The 15,599-nt window shown below is 38.7% G+C and carries 13 protein-coding genes; all 13 read right to left on the bottom strand.

Annotation, left to right across the window (positions count from 1 at the left end; all coding sequences use genetic code 11):
* Nucleotides 1-273: 273 nt before the first annotated feature.
* Nucleotides 274-633, bottom strand: coding sequence for a SpoIIAA family protein (locus tag IQ282_RS01845; RefSeq protein ID WP_194850232.1), 360 nt, complete (start codon nucleotides 631-633; stop codon nucleotides 274-276).
* 23 nt (nucleotides 634-656) lie between these two features.
* The gene (locus IQ282_RS01840) at nucleotides 657-833 is read right to left on the bottom strand and encodes a hypothetical protein (protein WP_164674149.1); all 177 of its coding nucleotides are present in this window, start codon (nucleotides 831-833) and stop codon (nucleotides 657-659) included.
* 9 nt (nucleotides 834-842) lie between these two features.
* Entirely contained in the window at nucleotides 843-2,159 is a 1,317-nt protein-coding gene (locus IQ282_RS01835; RefSeq protein WP_194850231.1) for an APC family permease, read from the bottom strand.
* A gap of 84 nt (nucleotides 2,160-2,243) precedes the next feature.
* Nucleotides 2,244-2,678 (bottom strand): Fur family transcriptional regulator, encoded by a 435-nt coding sequence (locus IQ282_RS01830; RefSeq protein WP_092132089.1) that lies wholly within the window; start codon nucleotides 2,676-2,678, stop codon nucleotides 2,244-2,246.
* A 37-nt stretch (nucleotides 2,679-2,715) separates the two neighbouring features.
* Nucleotides 2,716-5,244 (bottom strand): heavy metal translocating P-type ATPase, encoded by a 2,529-nt coding sequence (locus IQ282_RS01825; protein ID WP_027126744.1) that lies wholly within the window; start codon nucleotides 5,242-5,244, stop codon nucleotides 2,716-2,718.
* Nucleotides 5,241-5,603, bottom strand: a complete 363-nt coding sequence (locus tag IQ282_RS01820) for a SpoIIAA family protein (RefSeq protein ID WP_027126745.1) — start codon at nucleotides 5,601-5,603, stop codon at nucleotides 5,241-5,243. Before IQ282_RS01820 ends, IQ282_RS01825 begins: the two co-directional genes overlap by 4 nt.
* Before the next feature lie 44 nt (nucleotides 5,604-5,647).
* Nucleotides 5,648-6,070, bottom strand: a complete 423-nt coding sequence (locus IQ282_RS01815) for a Fur family transcriptional regulator (protein WP_027126746.1) — start codon at nucleotides 6,068-6,070, stop codon at nucleotides 5,648-5,650.
* Nucleotides 6,071-6,085: 15 nt separating this feature from the next.
* The gene (locus IQ282_RS01810) at nucleotides 6,086-6,424 is read right to left on the bottom strand and encodes a P-II family nitrogen regulator (RefSeq protein WP_027126747.1); all 339 of its coding nucleotides are present in this window, start codon (nucleotides 6,422-6,424) and stop codon (nucleotides 6,086-6,088) included.
* Between the two features lie 108 nt (nucleotides 6,425-6,532).
* The gene (locus IQ282_RS01805; protein ID WP_027126748.1) at nucleotides 6,533-7,792 is read right to left on the bottom strand and encodes an efflux RND transporter periplasmic adaptor subunit; all 1,260 of its coding nucleotides are present in this window, start codon (nucleotides 7,790-7,792) and stop codon (nucleotides 6,533-6,535) included.
* 16 nt (nucleotides 7,793-7,808) lie between these two features.
* On the bottom strand, nucleotides 7,809-12,224 hold the full coding sequence (locus IQ282_RS01800; RefSeq protein WP_027126749.1) for a CusA/CzcA family heavy metal efflux RND transporter: 4,416 nt from the start codon (nucleotides 12,222-12,224) through the stop codon (nucleotides 7,809-7,811).
* Nucleotides 12,225-12,342: 118 nt separating this feature from the next.
* Nucleotides 12,343-12,738 carry a hypothetical protein gene (locus IQ282_RS01795; RefSeq protein ID WP_228547182.1) on the bottom strand — a complete coding sequence of 132 codons (396 nt, stop codon included), beginning with the start codon at nucleotides 12,736-12,738 and terminating at the stop codon, nucleotides 12,343-12,345.
* Nucleotides 12,739-13,167: 429 nt separating this feature from the next.
* Complete coding sequence (locus IQ282_RS01790) at nucleotides 13,168-14,073, bottom strand: hypothetical protein (RefSeq protein ID WP_076547110.1); 906 nt, start codon at nucleotides 14,071-14,073, stop codon at nucleotides 13,168-13,170.
* 99 nt (nucleotides 14,074-14,172) lie between these two features.
* On the bottom strand, nucleotides 14,173-15,393 hold the full coding sequence (locus IQ282_RS01785; RefSeq protein WP_076547111.1) for a site-specific integrase: 1,221 nt from the start codon (nucleotides 15,391-15,393) through the stop codon (nucleotides 14,173-14,175).
* Nucleotides 15,394-15,599 lie beyond the last annotated feature (206 nt).

Raw genomic sequence — 15,599 nt, 5'->3', positions numbered from 1 at the left:
CTTTTCTCGTTTACCGAAATAATAAATTAGCGCAACACTTGCACCTAATAAGCCAAACAGAGTGTTCTCAAAAATTTGATTCCCATTGATATTTAAAATTTCAATGAAATTATTTATTAAATATTGCCATCAATTGATTTCGTAATTCTGGCTGCTAAACGTGAAAATTGTTATCCCAAAAGGTTGAAGGATAAAAACACCTATGGCAAACCCAATTAAAATGGTAATAAGAATGCTTTTTTTATTCATCGTCTGTCTTTTACGGAAGTAAGCTTACTGGCTCTCAATCCAATTTTTGGCATCTTCGTTTTGGTCTATATTGAAATACTTAATATCGGCATTGGTAAAAGGCTTCATAAATTGGGTTATCCAATTCTGCCATTTTTTATCTCCTACCATTGCTATTTTTTCATAGTCCGTGGCGTGGGCTGTGTCCATTTTTAGGTCTTCCCATAAACCAGGTAAATCCCAACCTGTAAAGTTGACCATCTCAAAATACCACCGGACTTTCATTCCTTTGTCCAGTATGGCGTGGATAAGTGGATGGATTTTTTCTATATCTTCTTTTCTCAATTTGCCCGAAGCTTTTGTTGCAACAATATTTTTTTCTTTTAATTCGATTATCTGTAACATTTTATATAGTTTTTAATTAATAATTATCCTTCTAAATCGTAAAACCATTCTTCCGCCCTTATGATGCCTTCTGATAAAGCTTCTTTTGCTGAAATATCTTTTTTTTCAATTAGTTCTTTTGCTATGGACAGGGCTTTTTCTCGTACAATAGGATTTAAGGTATCTAGGTCAGTTTTAAAATCTTCAAACATCCAGTCCATAGCTTCATTTTAATGGTTAAAAAGTTCCTTTTCTTTTTCAGGGTCTATTTCATCTTTTGACTTTTTGTCCAAAAAATAATCAAGCACAATACCCACGATAACAGCACCTACGAACGCTGAATAAACCTGCCAATTAAATTGGATTATCAATGATAGACTTATAAGTATCGCCAAAATGGGTAAAATCGGCACTCGTCCTATAGCCAAAGGAACTTTAAATGGTCGTTCTTGCTCTGGTGCTTTAAACCGAAGCACGATAAGTGCGACATTTACGGCAACAAAAACAAGTAAAGCGCCTAAAGAAGACATACCTGCTACAATCTTAATATCGCCCAACAATAAAAATCCCGCAACTGCTGCCATAACTACAATAGTAGTAACCCACGGTACTTTCTGTGCATTTACTTTAGTCATAAATTTTGGAAGTTCGCCCACGCTTGCCATTCCGAATAATAACCTACTTATGGAAATGATACCGCTAAACGCAGCATTGGCTGTAGCAAATAATGCTGCAACTGCTAAAACTACTGGTAGCCAAGAGTTAAGATTCGATGCTGCCAAGGACAATGGCGAATCTACCTTTGAAATAGCTAAAGGGTCAGCTATGTTAAGTACCGTAAAAGAAATGAGTAAATAAAAGATAGTGGTAATTACCATTGTCAGCAAAAAGGCACGAGGAATTGTTTTTCCTGGATTTTTAACTTCTGAACCCAAAGATGCCATATGTTCAAAGCCAGTATAGACAAAAAACAAAGTTGCCGTAGCCGCAAGTGTTCCAGAGAATGAGTTGATTTGAAAAATTTCAGCTTTTGGCAGGCCTGTTTCTTTAAGGCCTATAAAGATAAGAATGAGCAAACCTAACAATTGAATACTGACCATTATAATATTAGCAGTAGATGATTTCTTGATTCCTGTAACACTTATCAGGGCAAGCAGCAGCAGTACACCATAGCTTATCAATAATCCCGGTACTTCAAAAAAGGTATTGAAATATCCCGAAAATGCCAATAGTACGGCTGCAATTGTTGCCGAACTATGGAAGGCAACGGTCCAACCCGTAAGAAAGGAAGGAATGTCGATTTTTGGAAATGCTTTCCTTACAAATATAAATTCTGCGCCTGCATTGGGGTAGGTAGATGATAATTCTGCATAAGACATTGCAGAAATACTGGCTGCAACTGCCGCAAAAATAAAGCTCAACCAAATATCGGTTCCTGCCTGTCCAGCTGCCGCGCCAATCACGGTATAGATTCCTGCGCCCACAATTGTGCCAACACCATAAAACGTAAGTCGAAGCGTACCCAAGGATTTTTTTAGTTCTACCATAATATTTTTTAAGTTAGAGAAGGTGGAAGAAACCTGAACCTGACCATTGGGCGCAAGGGTTCAGAGTTCTGGAACTCCCACCTGTTATTTTTGCCTGCATTTTTCACATATTCCCTTTAATACCAGATTCACATCGCTCACTTCATAATCGTCTGGCAAGCTTTCTTCCGATATCTTATTCGGTAAACAGATTGTTCTCCTACAATCGGTGCAATGAAAGTGCATATGTAAATCTATACCATATTTAACTTTGGCGTTTTCATCAGAAATCGCATATTTTGCCACTCCGACCCCATCATTAATCTGATGAATTAGCCTTTTATCCTCAAAAATTTTGAGGTTGCGATAAAAGGTAGTTCTGTTTGCTGTTTTATTGGTTTCGCTCTTTTGAACAAAAGCCTTTTTCAAATCGGAAAAGGACACGGCACTTTGTTTCCTTTTCAGGAACTTGTATATCTTCGACCTCATTTTAGTAGGGCGAATACCGTGATATGATAATATTTTTTCCGTTTTGGTCATTTTAACCTTGATTCAAAAGCAACCCTTTTTATTAAATTTATTTCTTATAAGCCAAAAGCCTTAACGCATTAAAAACCACAAGTAATGTTGAGCCTTCGTGGATGACCACTGCAATACCGATATTGGCCCAACCCATAATGGTCGATGGGATAAGCAATGCCACAATACCGAGGCTGACCCAAAGGTTTTGCTTGATAATGGCCTTTGCCTTCCTGCTCAAACCTATGGCAAAGGGCAGTGTTTCCAGTTTATCAGCCATTAGGGCAATGTCCGCAGTTTCCAAGGCCACATCACTGCCCGCTGCACCCATTGCGATACCTACGGTGCTGTTTGCCATTGCAGGGGCATCGTTCACACCGTCGCCTACCATTGCGACTTTGGATTCCTGTTCTTTTAATTTTTTAATGGCATTTACTTTTTCCTCTGGCAACAGGCTTCCCCAGGCATCGGTCAACCCAATTTCTTTAGCAACGGCATCGGCAACCTTTTGATTATCCCCGGTTAGCATTATCATCCGCTTGATACCGATTTCCTTTAATTTTTTCAGTGTTTCCTTGGCCGCTTCCCGTGGGGTGTCCATCAGGGCGATGATACCTATATATTCTTTGTTCCTTCTTATGAGCATCGTAGTATTTCCACCACCTTCAAGTTCTTTTACTTTATTCGATATATCTTCGGATGGTTTTGCTTCATCGAGGTCTTCGTACAAGTCAAGGTTTCCAATATAGATTTTATCCTTGCCCAAAGAAGCTTTGATACCTTTTCCGAGAACTGCTTCCAAATCTGACGCATCGATAATATCAGTACCTTTCAGACGCTCTTTCCCATCCCTTACGACGGCTTTGGCCAAAGGGTGGTCGCTCAAGTTTTCAACGGCAACGGCTATCTTTAACAGTTCATTTTCTTCAATATCCCCCAATGGTACTACTTCGGTAAGTTTGGGCTTGCCTTCGGTAAGCGTGCCTGTTTTATCAAAAGCCAAAGCGGTCAATTCGCCCAAATCTTCCAGCGGTCTCCCACCTTTAATGAGTACACCACCACGCGCTGCTCGCGCCACACCGCTCAATACGGCACTTGGTGTTGAAATGGCCAGAGCACAGGGACTTGCAGCTACCAATACCGCCATTGCACGGTAAAAGCTGGCACTAAACGGTTCATCAATGACCAGAAAGGCAAAGAGCAAGACACCAACCAATATCAGTACGGATGGCACAAAGTATTTTTCAAACTTATCGGTCAACAGCTGTGTGGGGGACTTTTGGGTCTGCGCCTCGTTGACCAGTTTAACCAATCGGGACAGGGTAGAGTCTTTGGCTTCTTTGATTACCTTAATTTCCAACATACTATTACCGTTGATAGTTCCAGCAAACACACGGTTTTCATCCTTGATATCATCGTCTGCCGAATAGTTTCTGTCCTTATCTTCCACAGGGATTTTGTCCACAGGTACACTTTCCCCAGTAATTGGTGCTTGGTTTACACTACTTTTTCCGTTGACCACGACGCCATCTGCGGATATTTTACTATTGGGCTTGACCACTATAATATCGCCAATACTCAATTTCTCAATCCCAACTTCTACAGTCTTACCATCTTTTTTAAGCAAGGCTGTTTTTGGTGCAAGGTCTGCAAGCGCGGCAATGCTTTTTCTTGCTTTGTTCATTGCGTAATGTTCCAAGGCGTGCCCAAGGCTAAATAAAAACAACAACAGTGCACCTTCTGCCCATTCTCCCAGAATGGCGGCACCAATGGCAGCGACCAGCATTAAAAAATCAATTTCAAAACCACCCTTGGCCACAGTTTGAACCGCTTCCTTGGCCGTAAAGAAACCACCGAAAAAGTACGCGCCAATGTACAAAGTAAGACTGACCCAATCCGGGATGGATTCCACATAAGAAAGCCCGAAACCTATCCCGAGAAGTGCCCCACAGATAATGGAAAAAATAAGCTCCGTATTTTTACCGAAAACCCCACCGTGGGCGTGCTCTTCTCCTTCCTCGTGGGTCTCGCCCTCCTTGTGCTCGTGGCCCTCTGTGGAAGTTTGCTCTTTAGTATCTTCCTTCTTTGAACGTTCCTGTTTTTTTTTGGATGCTTCGGTGTAATTATTTTCGTTTGAAGAACTCCGCTTAACCTGAAGGTCTTCCTTTTCAATCTGTTTACTTATTTCATCAAAATTTGTTTGCTTTTTATCAAACTCAAGGCGCACCATTCCAGAGGCCGAAACGGAAGCCTCCAAAACCCCATTGATTGCCAAAAGACTTTTCTCTATGGAACGTGCCTGTCTTGTATGTCTGATTCCTTTAACCTCAATGAGCAAATGCCCGTATTTTTCGGTAATTTCAGCACCAGTCCGTTCGGCGAGGGATTGAATGCGGTCTATAGAAATGATATCGGGGTCATAATGAAAACAGAGCTGTGGTGTGTCATCTTCCTTTGTATCGGCAACGTGTACTTTTTCGATGCCCTCTTTAGCCTGTAATTCTTTTATAAGCCGCTCAACACAAGTATCTTTTTCGTTTGGAACTTGCGGAAGGATAACTGGAATTTTTAGTTGTATTTTTTTCATTTTTTACTATTTTTTTTTATCCATTCTTTGGCATCGTCTTTTTCTTCTGGCTTATAAAATTTTATATGAGCTTCTGAAAAAGGAAGCAATGCCTCGGTAAATTGCTCCTGCCATTTAACGCTACCCACTAAAGCAACACGCTTTAAATGCGTTTCATTCGGAAGATTTAATTCAATGCCCTTCCAATAGGCACTTACCGTCCAGCCTTCAAAATTTTGCATTTCAATGTACCAGGAAACTTCCTGATATGCAGTTATATGTTCTGTTAAGACCGGTATCAAGTTTTCATAATCCTTGGCATCCAGCTTATTCTCTGCCACCATATATACAGTAGCCTCTTTTTTATAGATTGTTATCATTGCTCACTATTTATAAATGATAATTGAATTTAAAAACCAAACGTTTAATCCAGATTGTCGCTGCATTTTTCGCAAATGCCCTTTACCACCAAGTTGATATCCTCGGTAATATAGCCATCAGGTAAGTTGATATGAGGGATTTTATGCTCTGTTAAACAGACAGTTTCATTACAATTGTTGCAATGAAAGTGTAAATGAAGGTCGTTGCCGACCTCGCACTCACAATTTTCTTCGCAAAGGGCGTATTTTATAACACCTGTCCCATCCTCAATTTGATGCACAATACCTTTTTCTTCAAACGCTTTCATAGTCCTAAATAGGGTGCTTCTTTCACTGACCTTAAAATCCTTTTCCAAATCGCCAAGACTGATGGCTACCTTTAATTCCACCAAACGTTTATAAGTCATTAGGCGCATAGCCGTAGGTCGTATCCCTTTGCTTTCAAGTAGTTGGACTATTTTTTCCATTTGCAACAAAGTGTTTTATAGGTCGTACCGTTTTAAGGAATCTCCAGATTTAATCTGAAAGGCATCTTCAATATTTGCTATATAAATAATACCATCTCCAGGTCCGTCGGTTTTGGCGTTGGCTATAATTGTTTCAATGGCCACTTGGGCTTCCTCATTTTGGCAGACCAGTTCCAACTTAACCACTGGACTATCTGTCACGTGAAAATCCAACGACGGTCTTGCACCTTTTGACTTAAAGGCGCCAGTTCCTTCTGCTTGTGAAAGGGTCATACTTTTAAATCCATTATCTGATAGTGCTTCAATGACTCTTTGGATTCGGTTCGGTTTTATAAATGCTTTTATTTCCTTCATATTATGAATATTTTAAATCAATTTTGAACCGAGCCTGTTTTCTAATTTTTAACTAACTAATTAAGACGATAAACAAACCCGGAATCAAAATCTTTGATTATTATTGAATTAATGTCCGTGTTCCAGTTCGCCTTTAACCATTTCCGAAGAGAGATTATAAGCTCCGTTTATGACAACTTTGGCGTCCTTTGAAACTTCGGCAGGCAGATTGACTTCAACAAAGCCTAAATCAGTAATACCAACCGTTACGGGTATCATTTTAAATTTCATTTTGTTCGCTTCCATTTCTCCATCTTCATCCAGAATAAAAATAAAGGATTGCTCGCCTTCTTTTATAACGGCGGCTTCCGGTACGGCGAAACCTTTTTTCTCACCTTGCACTATTCGCCCTTCCACGTACATACCCGGCAATAGGTTTTTATCCTCGTTTTCAATATCTGCCAGAACTTCCAAAGCTTTTGGGTCGGTGTTAAATGTTTTACCCACAGACCGAACGGTTGCTTTAAGCAGTTCATCTGGACGAGAGGCCGTAGAAAAATATATCTGTTGTCCTTTCTTGATTTGCTTTATGTCCTTCTCATATATTTTGAAGTTGACATAAATCTTTGAATTATCGCTTATTGAGAACATTTTGGATTGTTGCGCCACGTAATCGCCAAGGCTAATCATTACTTCATCCACATAGCCACTTATGGGTGTGGTAATGGGAACAGCGGAATATATTTGGCCTTCAGCCACTTTGTCCGGATTAATGCCCAACAGTCTCAATTGGGACCGCAAACCATTGACGCTGGATGTTGTGGAACGAAATTTTGACTGCGCCATCTGAAATTCCTTTCCAGAAGAAACACCTTTGTCATAAAGAGTCTGCTTGCGCTCAAAATCCTGTTTCAAAAAGACCAGTTCGTCATTTTTTTCCTGATATTCCTGTTGCATTGCAATGATATCTGGGTGTTCTATATATGCCAATACCTGTCCTTTACTTACATTATCTCCAGGTATTACTTTTATGGAACTCACATTTCCACCAACAAACGGACTGATATTCGCCTTATCCTGTGGGAAAAGTTCCAGCGTACCTGTTACCTTAATGTTGTTCCCTAAATTCCGTTCCTCCAAAGATTTCATTTCCAAACCGATGGTTTCAGCTTGTTGCTTTGTAAGTTCTACAACGCCTTCTTCCTCGCTGTGACCACCTTCTTCCTCTCCTTCAACGTGGCCTTCTTCGCCGTGTGCATCTTCTCCAACTTCATTGGTCTTTGATACACCTTCGGCTTCATTATGTCCAAGTTCAGATTTTTGGGCATCATTACAACTCATAAACATAAGTGTAAATAATACGGTACTAACTAATAGTATATTCTTCATTTCTCTTTTTTTAAGGTTATAAATTGCCCAATTGATATTGCATATCAATGGTCTGCTGGTTATACTGATTGATGTATTGTAAATGGTTTTGTTTAATACGGATGGCACTATTAAGAATGGTGATATAATTGACGTAATCTATTTCGCCTTCTTTAGAAGCCAACTGCGCTGTGGTAATTTGTTCTTCTGCCAACAATAGTGCGCCTTCTTCGTAATATTGCAAAATCTTCTTTGTTTTTTCGAGTGATTTGGTCAATTGTGAAACACGACTTTCTGTAACCGCTTTTTGCTCCAAATATTGATTCTCTGCTACCATTGCGTCTGCCTTGGCTGCCTTAACCCTTGACTTCTGCGGAAAAAACCATAACGGAATACTAATACCTGCCTGATAGGTATTAAACCCTGAAACATCATCCACAACCTGCCTGCCATATGATAAACTGAATTTCGGTAGGAATTGCGATTTTTCAACGCCCACATTTGCTTTACTTACTTCGGCATTTTGCAAGGCATATTGCAACATTGGGTTATTGGCAACCGAAGTTGAATCCAATGTCGCCATAAAATCCAATGGCTCGTAAAAACCATCTACCGTCTCGATGGTTTCATCCGTTCCCAAATATTGTTTTAAGGCACGTTTGGCAATTTCAATATCATCAAAAGCTTGTTGCCTCAACACTTGAATCTGTTGAAATTCGGAAGAGGCTGAAATAAATTCCAACTTGCCTGTTTCTCCAGTGTCATACCGAAGTTGGGCAGCGGACTTAAAATTGGCATAAATACTGTCCAATTGGTCTGCAAAACGCAACTGTGCCTTGTAATAATTAATTTGGTCATAGGCTTGCATCACATTGCGCACCAACTGTTGTTCACTGGCCACATAAAACTTTTCTCCCAAGGCAATGCGCTCTTTATAAAACTTCGATTTTGAAAATCCTGAAAGCAAATCGATATTGCCCTGTTGCACGCCAACGGTTGTTTGCACTCCAGGAAGATTATTGCCATATTCTTCTTTGCCCGTGAAAACTTGTGTGCTACCAAGGTCAAAACTCGTTCCCTTTAGTGCCTTTTCCCGTTCAATAAATGCCTGACTTTCCTTAAGCGATGGATAATTCTGTTTTGCCATAGCAATGGCCTCATCTACAGTCAAGGTTTTTGGCATTGTTCCATTTTGATTGGTGTCTTGGGCAAAAGCAGTTCCAGAAGCCATCAAACCGCCAACCATCAATAATACGGTTACAATGTTCGTTGATTTGTTGACATAGCTTACACCTCCATCGTTATTGTTTCGTTCCTTTCTCGATTCAAGCCAATAATAAAGAATAGGAATAACCACCAAGGTCAGAAATGTTGCCGTAAGCATTCCTCCAATGACTACTGTCGCCAAGGGCCGCTGTACTTCGGCACCACCAGAGGTAGAAATCGCCATTGGGATAAAGCCCATAATTGTTGTAATGGCTGTTAATAAAATTGGACGTAAACGTTCGTGCGTAGCTTCATATATACGTTTTTTTAAATCTGTCATTCCACTGTCTTTTAATTCATTGAACTTATTTATGAGTATGAGTCCGTTTAATACGGCAACTCCGAAGAGCACGATAAATCCGACTCCCGCGGAAATACTGAAAGGCATTCCACGAATCAACAAAACGAAAACGCCACCAATGGCCGCCAAAGGCACTGCCATATAGATCATCAAGGCTTGTGTAACTGAATTCAAAGCAAAGTAAAGCAGAACAAATATTGTTAATAGAACGATTGGGACTACAATCATCAATCGGTCTGATGCTCGTTGTAGGTTTTCAAATGATCCGCCGTAGGTTACAAAATAACCTGGTGGCAGTTTAACATCCGTTTCCAATTTTTGTTGAATTTCCTCGACCATCGATTTTACATCGCGCCCACGAACATTCACGCCCACGGAAGTACGACGAGAGGTATTGTCTCTTGAAATCTGCATTGGTCCGGGTTTATAGCTGATATCTGCCACCTCCTTTAATGGTACTTGTGCACCGTTTGGCAGGTCTATATAAAGGTTTTTTAAGCTATTGATGTCTTGTCGATATTCCTCTGCCAAACGAATGACCACATCGAACCGTTTTTCCCCTTCAAAAATGACTCCTGCCTGTTCTCCTGAAAATGAAGCACTTACATAATCATTCAGCTTATCAACGGTTACACCGTATTGTGCCATTTTCGCACGGTTATATACCACCGTCATTTGTGGCAAACCACTTGTAGCCTCCACATTAATGTCAGCCGCTCCGGGAACGGTCCTAATTACTGCCGCGATTTCCTGTATCTTGTCTGCCAAAACGTCCAAATCTTCTCCGTACAATTTGATGGCCACGTCTTCACGGACACCAGTCAGCAATTCATTAAAACGAAGTTCTACAGGTTGTGTAAACACAAAATTTACGCCGGGAACTACTGAAATTTTTTCTTGAATCTTTTCTATGAGTTCTTCTTTACTATCTGCGGATGTCCATTTACTCTTGTCCTTTTCAAGAATAATATAACTATCGGCAATATCCATAGGCATTGGGTCTGTTGGTATTTCAGCCACACCAATCCTTGAAACTACTGTTTTTACTTCCGGAAACTCATTGATTAAATTCTGAAGTTTCTCTGAGGCCTCAATAGATTCTGAAAGACTGCTCCCTGGTTTTATCAATGCTTGAAATGCAATATCGCCTTCATCAAATTTAGGGACAAATTCTGCTCCCATATTGCTAAAAATAAATCCTGCAATCAAAAGCAAGGCAACCGCGCCTATAACCACACCTGCCCGAAAGCGAAGTGCAAAATTTAATATAGGCAGATAGATACGATTCAGAACCCCCATAATTTTATCACTGAACCTATCAATCTTGTTTTCAAATTTGGCAAACCAACTATTTTGATTTTTAGCAGGTTTTAAAAATAATGATGACATCATTGGTACGTAGGTAAGGCAAAGAATAATTGCCCCTAAAACGGCAAAACCAAATGTAAATGCCATTGGTCGAAACATTTTCCCTTCCACACCGGTCAAAAACAGAATAGGTGTAAAAACTATAAGAACAATTAGTTGACCGAAGAAGGCAGAATTCATCATTTTACTTGAAGAGTCATAGGCGATTTCATCCATTTCAGCTTGGTTAATGGCGGTTGTGGATTTTTTCATCCGTTGATGAATGTGGAAAACCGCTCCTTCCACGATAATCACCGCACCATCTACAATAATCCCAAAATCGATCGCACCCAAGGACATTAAATTTGCCCAAATGCCAAATTGTTTCATCAAAATAAATGCAAATAATAGGCATAAAGGGATTATCGACGCTGCTATCAAGCCACCACGGAAGCTTCCTAAAAGCAAGACCAAAACAAATATGACAATAAGGGCACCTTCTATTAGATTTGTTTTAACGGTACTTGTGGTTGCCTCAATAAGTTCACTTCGACTTAAAAAAGCATCAATATAAACGCCTTCCGGCAGGGATTTTTGAATTTCTACAATACGCTTTTCCACATTTTCGATCACGTCGCCTGGGCTTTCGCCTTTCAGCATTAAAATTTGTCCGCCCACAGATTCGTGTCCATCTTGGGTAAAAGCGCCATAGCGTACTTGGCTGCCATATCCAACCTTTTCAGCGACATCCCGTATTAAAACGGGACTACCGTTTTGAGTAGTTACAACTGTGTTTTCCAAATCGGCGATACTTCGGGCCAAGCCTTCGCCACGGATAAAATTGGCTTGGTTATTTTTTTCTATATAGGCACCTCCAGTATTGGCATTGTTCACTTTAAGGGCTTCAAAGACCTGGTTCATTGTAATACCGAAACTTTTTAGCTTATTGGGGTTTATGGCTACTTCATATTGCTTCACAAATCCTCCAAAAGCATTTACCTCGACGACTCCTGGAACTAATGCCATTTGGCGTTTTACAATCCAATCTTGGATGGTACGAAGCTCCATTGCATCGTATTTATCTTCGTAGCCTTCCTTTACTTTTAGGCTGTATTGGTAGATTTCGCCCAAACCTGTGGTAATTGGGGCCATAAATGGCGTGCCGAAGCCTTCGGGGATTTCTCCGGCAACTTCGGTTAATTTCTCTTGCACTAATTGCCGGGGAAGATATGTGCCTGCCTCGTCCTCAAATACGATAGTAACAACTGACAATCCAAAACGAGACACCGAACGCAGCTCGATAACGTCTGGTAGATTTGCCATTGCCAATTCTACCGGATAAGTAACAAATTGTTCAATGTCTTCAGTACCTAAATTTGGGGCAACTGTAATAACCTGTACTTGGTTGTTGGTAATATCGGGTACAGAACCCAGATTTATAGTGGCCATAGACCAAATGCCCGTACCTACAAGTGCCACTATAAAGAGCCCAATAATAAACTTGTTATTAATGGAAAATGAAATGATTTTGTTAATCATAGAAAAAGTATTAATTCAGTTTAAACATCGCAATGCAAAGAAATGCAATGCGTTTATGATGCGATACTTACTTTGAAAAGCATCACGGTAGGATATAGCTATCCTAAAAAAAACTGAATTATACTTTAGGGGGTTGGAAAAGCGATTCCAGATATCTGGAAGTGAAGTTTACTTTATGTAAGTTAAACTGTTTTTTCTCTTCAAACTTTAGTCGATTGGTTAAAACCGAATTGTTGTTCGCAATAATTAATACTAAAGGGTGACAACATTGATGATGGGAATGGACTGGTGTATTCTCCTTATCTGGGTTATTATGATGCCCTTCATTTTTTGCATCATTGTCAATGTAATCTTCAACTACATATTCAAGGAAAGAGTCTCCATAAACTTTATGGTCTTGATAATGGGTAATAATGCTTGAAATTTCTTTAATTGGTCCACAAAAGTCCATATCAATGCTAATTCCCTGAAAAAAGAATAAAATTGACATTGATATGGAAAAGAATATTTTCATAAAGTTTGACAAAGATACAAATTAATCGATGCACAGGCTGTGCAAAGATTAATCAGCAGTATGAAATCAGAAATTAATCACACTATTTAATGTATCATCTGCCTCTTTGTGGATGAAGTTTGTTTGATAGCGTATGGTTGTTGTGAAAGAAAAATGTCAATATAATTTTTACAGCATTTGAATAGGAATTTGTAATAGGCTCTTTAACACCGCAATGAAATATTACAGAATTGGATGTGTGAAATAGGTTTTCAAATAACATTCTTGGGTAATCGTCATTGTCCATAAGCCAATTCACGGTCTCATCTTCACTCTCAAAAGTTCGTGTTACACTATCATCTGGCTCAAGATTATTTACGAAGAAGGAAACTGTAGATTTACCATAGATACGTTGTTTATCTGAAAACACGTATTGCGTAACCTCATAAATTAAAATGGCAATACTTGACTTGTAAATTCTTTGAATATTTCGCTCGCTAATGCCTTATCAAATGCCTTGGCTGTTACTAAATCGCCAAGTTTCGATTTTAATAATTGACCAAATGACTTTTTGCTCAAATGCGGAATGTCATCGCGAAGCTCATCGAACTCGTCGAAAATAATTTGCTGTCCAAAACCTAAACCTTCAATTTTCGAGAGAACCTGTTTTATAAGTTCTTTCAGTTCCTCATCGGAATTACTAATTTTGGAATAGTCCGTTGTCTGGGCTTTTCTTGATTGCTCAATGGCATATTTACCTTCCAATTTCAGTTTGGCATTTACATTCCTGCCATTCATACATTCAATAAATCCTCGGTTTTCAAGCATTCTTCCATAGTCCCAATCTTCGCCACGACCGTTTAATTTAATTCCATTGCCTTCAAGAATCCAGTTAATAGAATGGTATTTACCATCTTTATAAAGGTCATATAGTTTTGAAAGTATTAGTTCGAGTATGCCTTCGGTGTCAAGATTTTGACGTTCATTCAAATCAATTTCATCTGGCCTTACAATTGCATCTGAAATGAATAACATTTTCAAGTAGTAGTCAAGCCCGTTGATTTCATCTTTTAGGGCTTGAATTTCATTTTTAATTTTTTGGTCAGTCCCTAATTTAAAGCCAGTATTATATCCTCTTTGAGCTTTAAACTCATTTGCAAAATTTCTGTTTTCTGGTTCAAAAGATGCTCGAACATAGCTAACAACAGTATTTTCCCAAGATTGTTTTTCTTCCTTAAAATTATTAAATTCATCTTCTGTTTTTGAAGACCTATATTTATCGACAATTGCATTTCCAGTAGATACAAACCCATCGATTTCTTCTTTAAAATCTTCCCATTTTACCTTTATAATCATACACACTATTTTAGTCTGTAAAGGTAGTGGAATGAAAATGCAAACTGTTAAAATCTCAATTGAAGATTTCAACAGTTAGTAAATGCTTATAAAATTTCATCAACCAATTTTTGATTTGAGAAGCGCCATATCATCACTCACTTTCCTCTCAACGACCCTTGCATAGATTTGTGTTGTGGATAGTTTGGTATGCCCTAATAATTTAGATACTGTCTCTATTGGAACACCATTGCTTAAAGTTACTGTGGTAGCAAAAGTATGGCGCGCCATATGAAAAGTCAGGTTTTTTTTGATACCACATAGGTCAGCGATTTCCTTTAAATAACTGTTCAATTTCTGATTAGATAACTTGGGCAAAAGATTGGATGTGTCATTGGTTCTATAATGGTCTTTGTATTTATCTATTAAGATTGCAGCTTTGGGTAATAGTGGAATTTTGAATGGTGCACCTGTTTTTACTCTTTCGGCCATTATCCAAGGACTACCATCTATACCCATTACAATATTATCTTCATTTAATTGTACAATGTCAACATAAGAAATACCGGTGTAACAACTAAAAACAAATAAATCTTTCACAACCATAAGACGCTCTATGGAAGAAGACAAATCTTCAATACTTAATAATTCAAAATCTGTAAGGAAACCACGTTCTTTCTTTTCAATTTTCATTTTAAAATTGACAAACGGGTCTCTTTCAATCCATTTCATCCGATAGGCAAGAGTAACCATTCTGCGTAAACGCTTAATATGCTTCATTGCGGTATTATTGCCAATTTTAGATTGTCCGCTTTTAGGTACATACGACCGAAGAAAATCTTCAAAGCCCACGATAAAACCATATTCAAGATTGAAAAGTGGGATGTCTGTCAGTTTGTATTCCTTTAGAATATATTCCATCATATAACGTTGACTGGTCTTATATTGACCCATCGTATTCCTATGCAACTTATGTTGCATCTTTTCATTGTAGTAATCAACAAGGTTTTGAAAGGAAAAACGTGTTTTATCTTCGCCTAAAAATTTGGCTTTGACCATTTGGGAAGTGAAAGGCACTTCATCCCTCTTGAAATCTTCGTAAATCCTATATACTTTTGATTGTACTTCGTTCAAGTAAAGATTGAGAATACGGGAATCCTTATCGGTCCCACTTGCTCTTTGTAGTTTTTCATCCCAAGTAGAAATATTGATTTTCTTCTTGAGACTAATGTTGACACGTTTACCGTTTAAGGTAACCCGAATGTAGATATTTGCTTTGTTGTTTACAGCACGTTTTCCGTACACCCAAAACAATATTGAAAATGTTGATGAAGTTCGCATAATTGTCGTCTTTAATGATTAAACATTTAGTGAGACGAAAGTCAAATCAACTATACTAACACCAGTAAGTTACGTCAATCTGTCAACATAATCGCAGATAAAAAAATATGTTGACGATTTGTGACCTTTTAGATGCAAATGATATGAAATTATATGATTGCCCTAAAAACATAAAACCTTGCAAATCATAAGATTTACAAGGTTTT

Source organism: Nonlabens antarcticus, assembly GCF_015356755.1.
GTDB classification, from domain to species: domain Bacteria; phylum Bacteroidota; class Bacteroidia; order Flavobacteriales; family Flavobacteriaceae; genus Nonlabens; species Nonlabens antarcticus.
This window is presented reverse-complemented; position numbering and strand designations above follow the sequence as displayed.

Bases quoted from the DNA above. Each gene is read 5' to 3' on its own strand.
- IQ282_RS01845 (WP_194850232.1), bottom strand. From the start codon at position 633: ATGTTACAGATAATCGAATTAAAAGAAAAAAATATTGTTGCAACAAAA.
- IQ282_RS01840 (WP_164674149.1), bottom strand. From the start codon at position 833: ATGGACTGGATGTTTGAAGATTTTAAAACTGACCTAGATACCTTAAAT.
- IQ282_RS01835 (WP_194850231.1), bottom strand. From the start codon at position 2,159: ATGGTAGAACTAAAAAAATCCTTGGGTACGCTTCGACTTACGTTTTAT.
- IQ282_RS01830 (WP_092132089.1), bottom strand. From the start codon at position 2,678: ATGACCAAAACGGAAAAAATATTATCATATCACGGTATTCGCCCTACT.
- IQ282_RS01825 (WP_027126744.1), bottom strand. From the start codon at position 5,244: ATGAAAAAAATACAACTAAAAATTCCAGTTATCCTTCCGCAAGTTCCA.
- IQ282_RS01820 (WP_027126745.1), bottom strand. From the start codon at position 5,603: ATGATAACAATCTATAAAAAAGAGGCTACTGTATATATGGTGGCAGAG.
- IQ282_RS01815 (WP_027126746.1), bottom strand. From the start codon at position 6,070: ATGGAAAAAATAGTCCAACTACTTGAAAGCAAAGGGATACGACCTACG.
- IQ282_RS01810 (WP_027126747.1), bottom strand. From the start codon at position 6,424: ATGAAGGAAATAAAAGCATTTATAAAACCGAACCGAATCCAAAGAGTC.
- IQ282_RS01805 (WP_027126748.1), bottom strand. From the start codon at position 7,792: ATGAAGAATATACTATTAGTTAGTACCGTATTATTTACACTTATGTTT.
- IQ282_RS01800 (WP_027126749.1), bottom strand. From the start codon at position 12,224: ATGATTAACAAAATCATTTCATTTTCCATTAATAACAAGTTTATTATT.
- IQ282_RS01795 (WP_228547182.1), bottom strand. From the start codon at position 12,738: ATGAAAATATTCTTTTCCATATCAATGTCAATTTTATTCTTTTTTCAG.
- IQ282_RS01790 (WP_076547110.1), bottom strand. From the start codon at position 14,073: ATGATTATAAAGGTAAAATGGGAAGATTTTAAAGAAGAAATCGATGGG.
- IQ282_RS01785 (WP_076547111.1), bottom strand. From the start codon at position 15,393: ATGCGAACTTCATCAACATTTTCAATATTGTTTTGGGTGTACGGAAAA.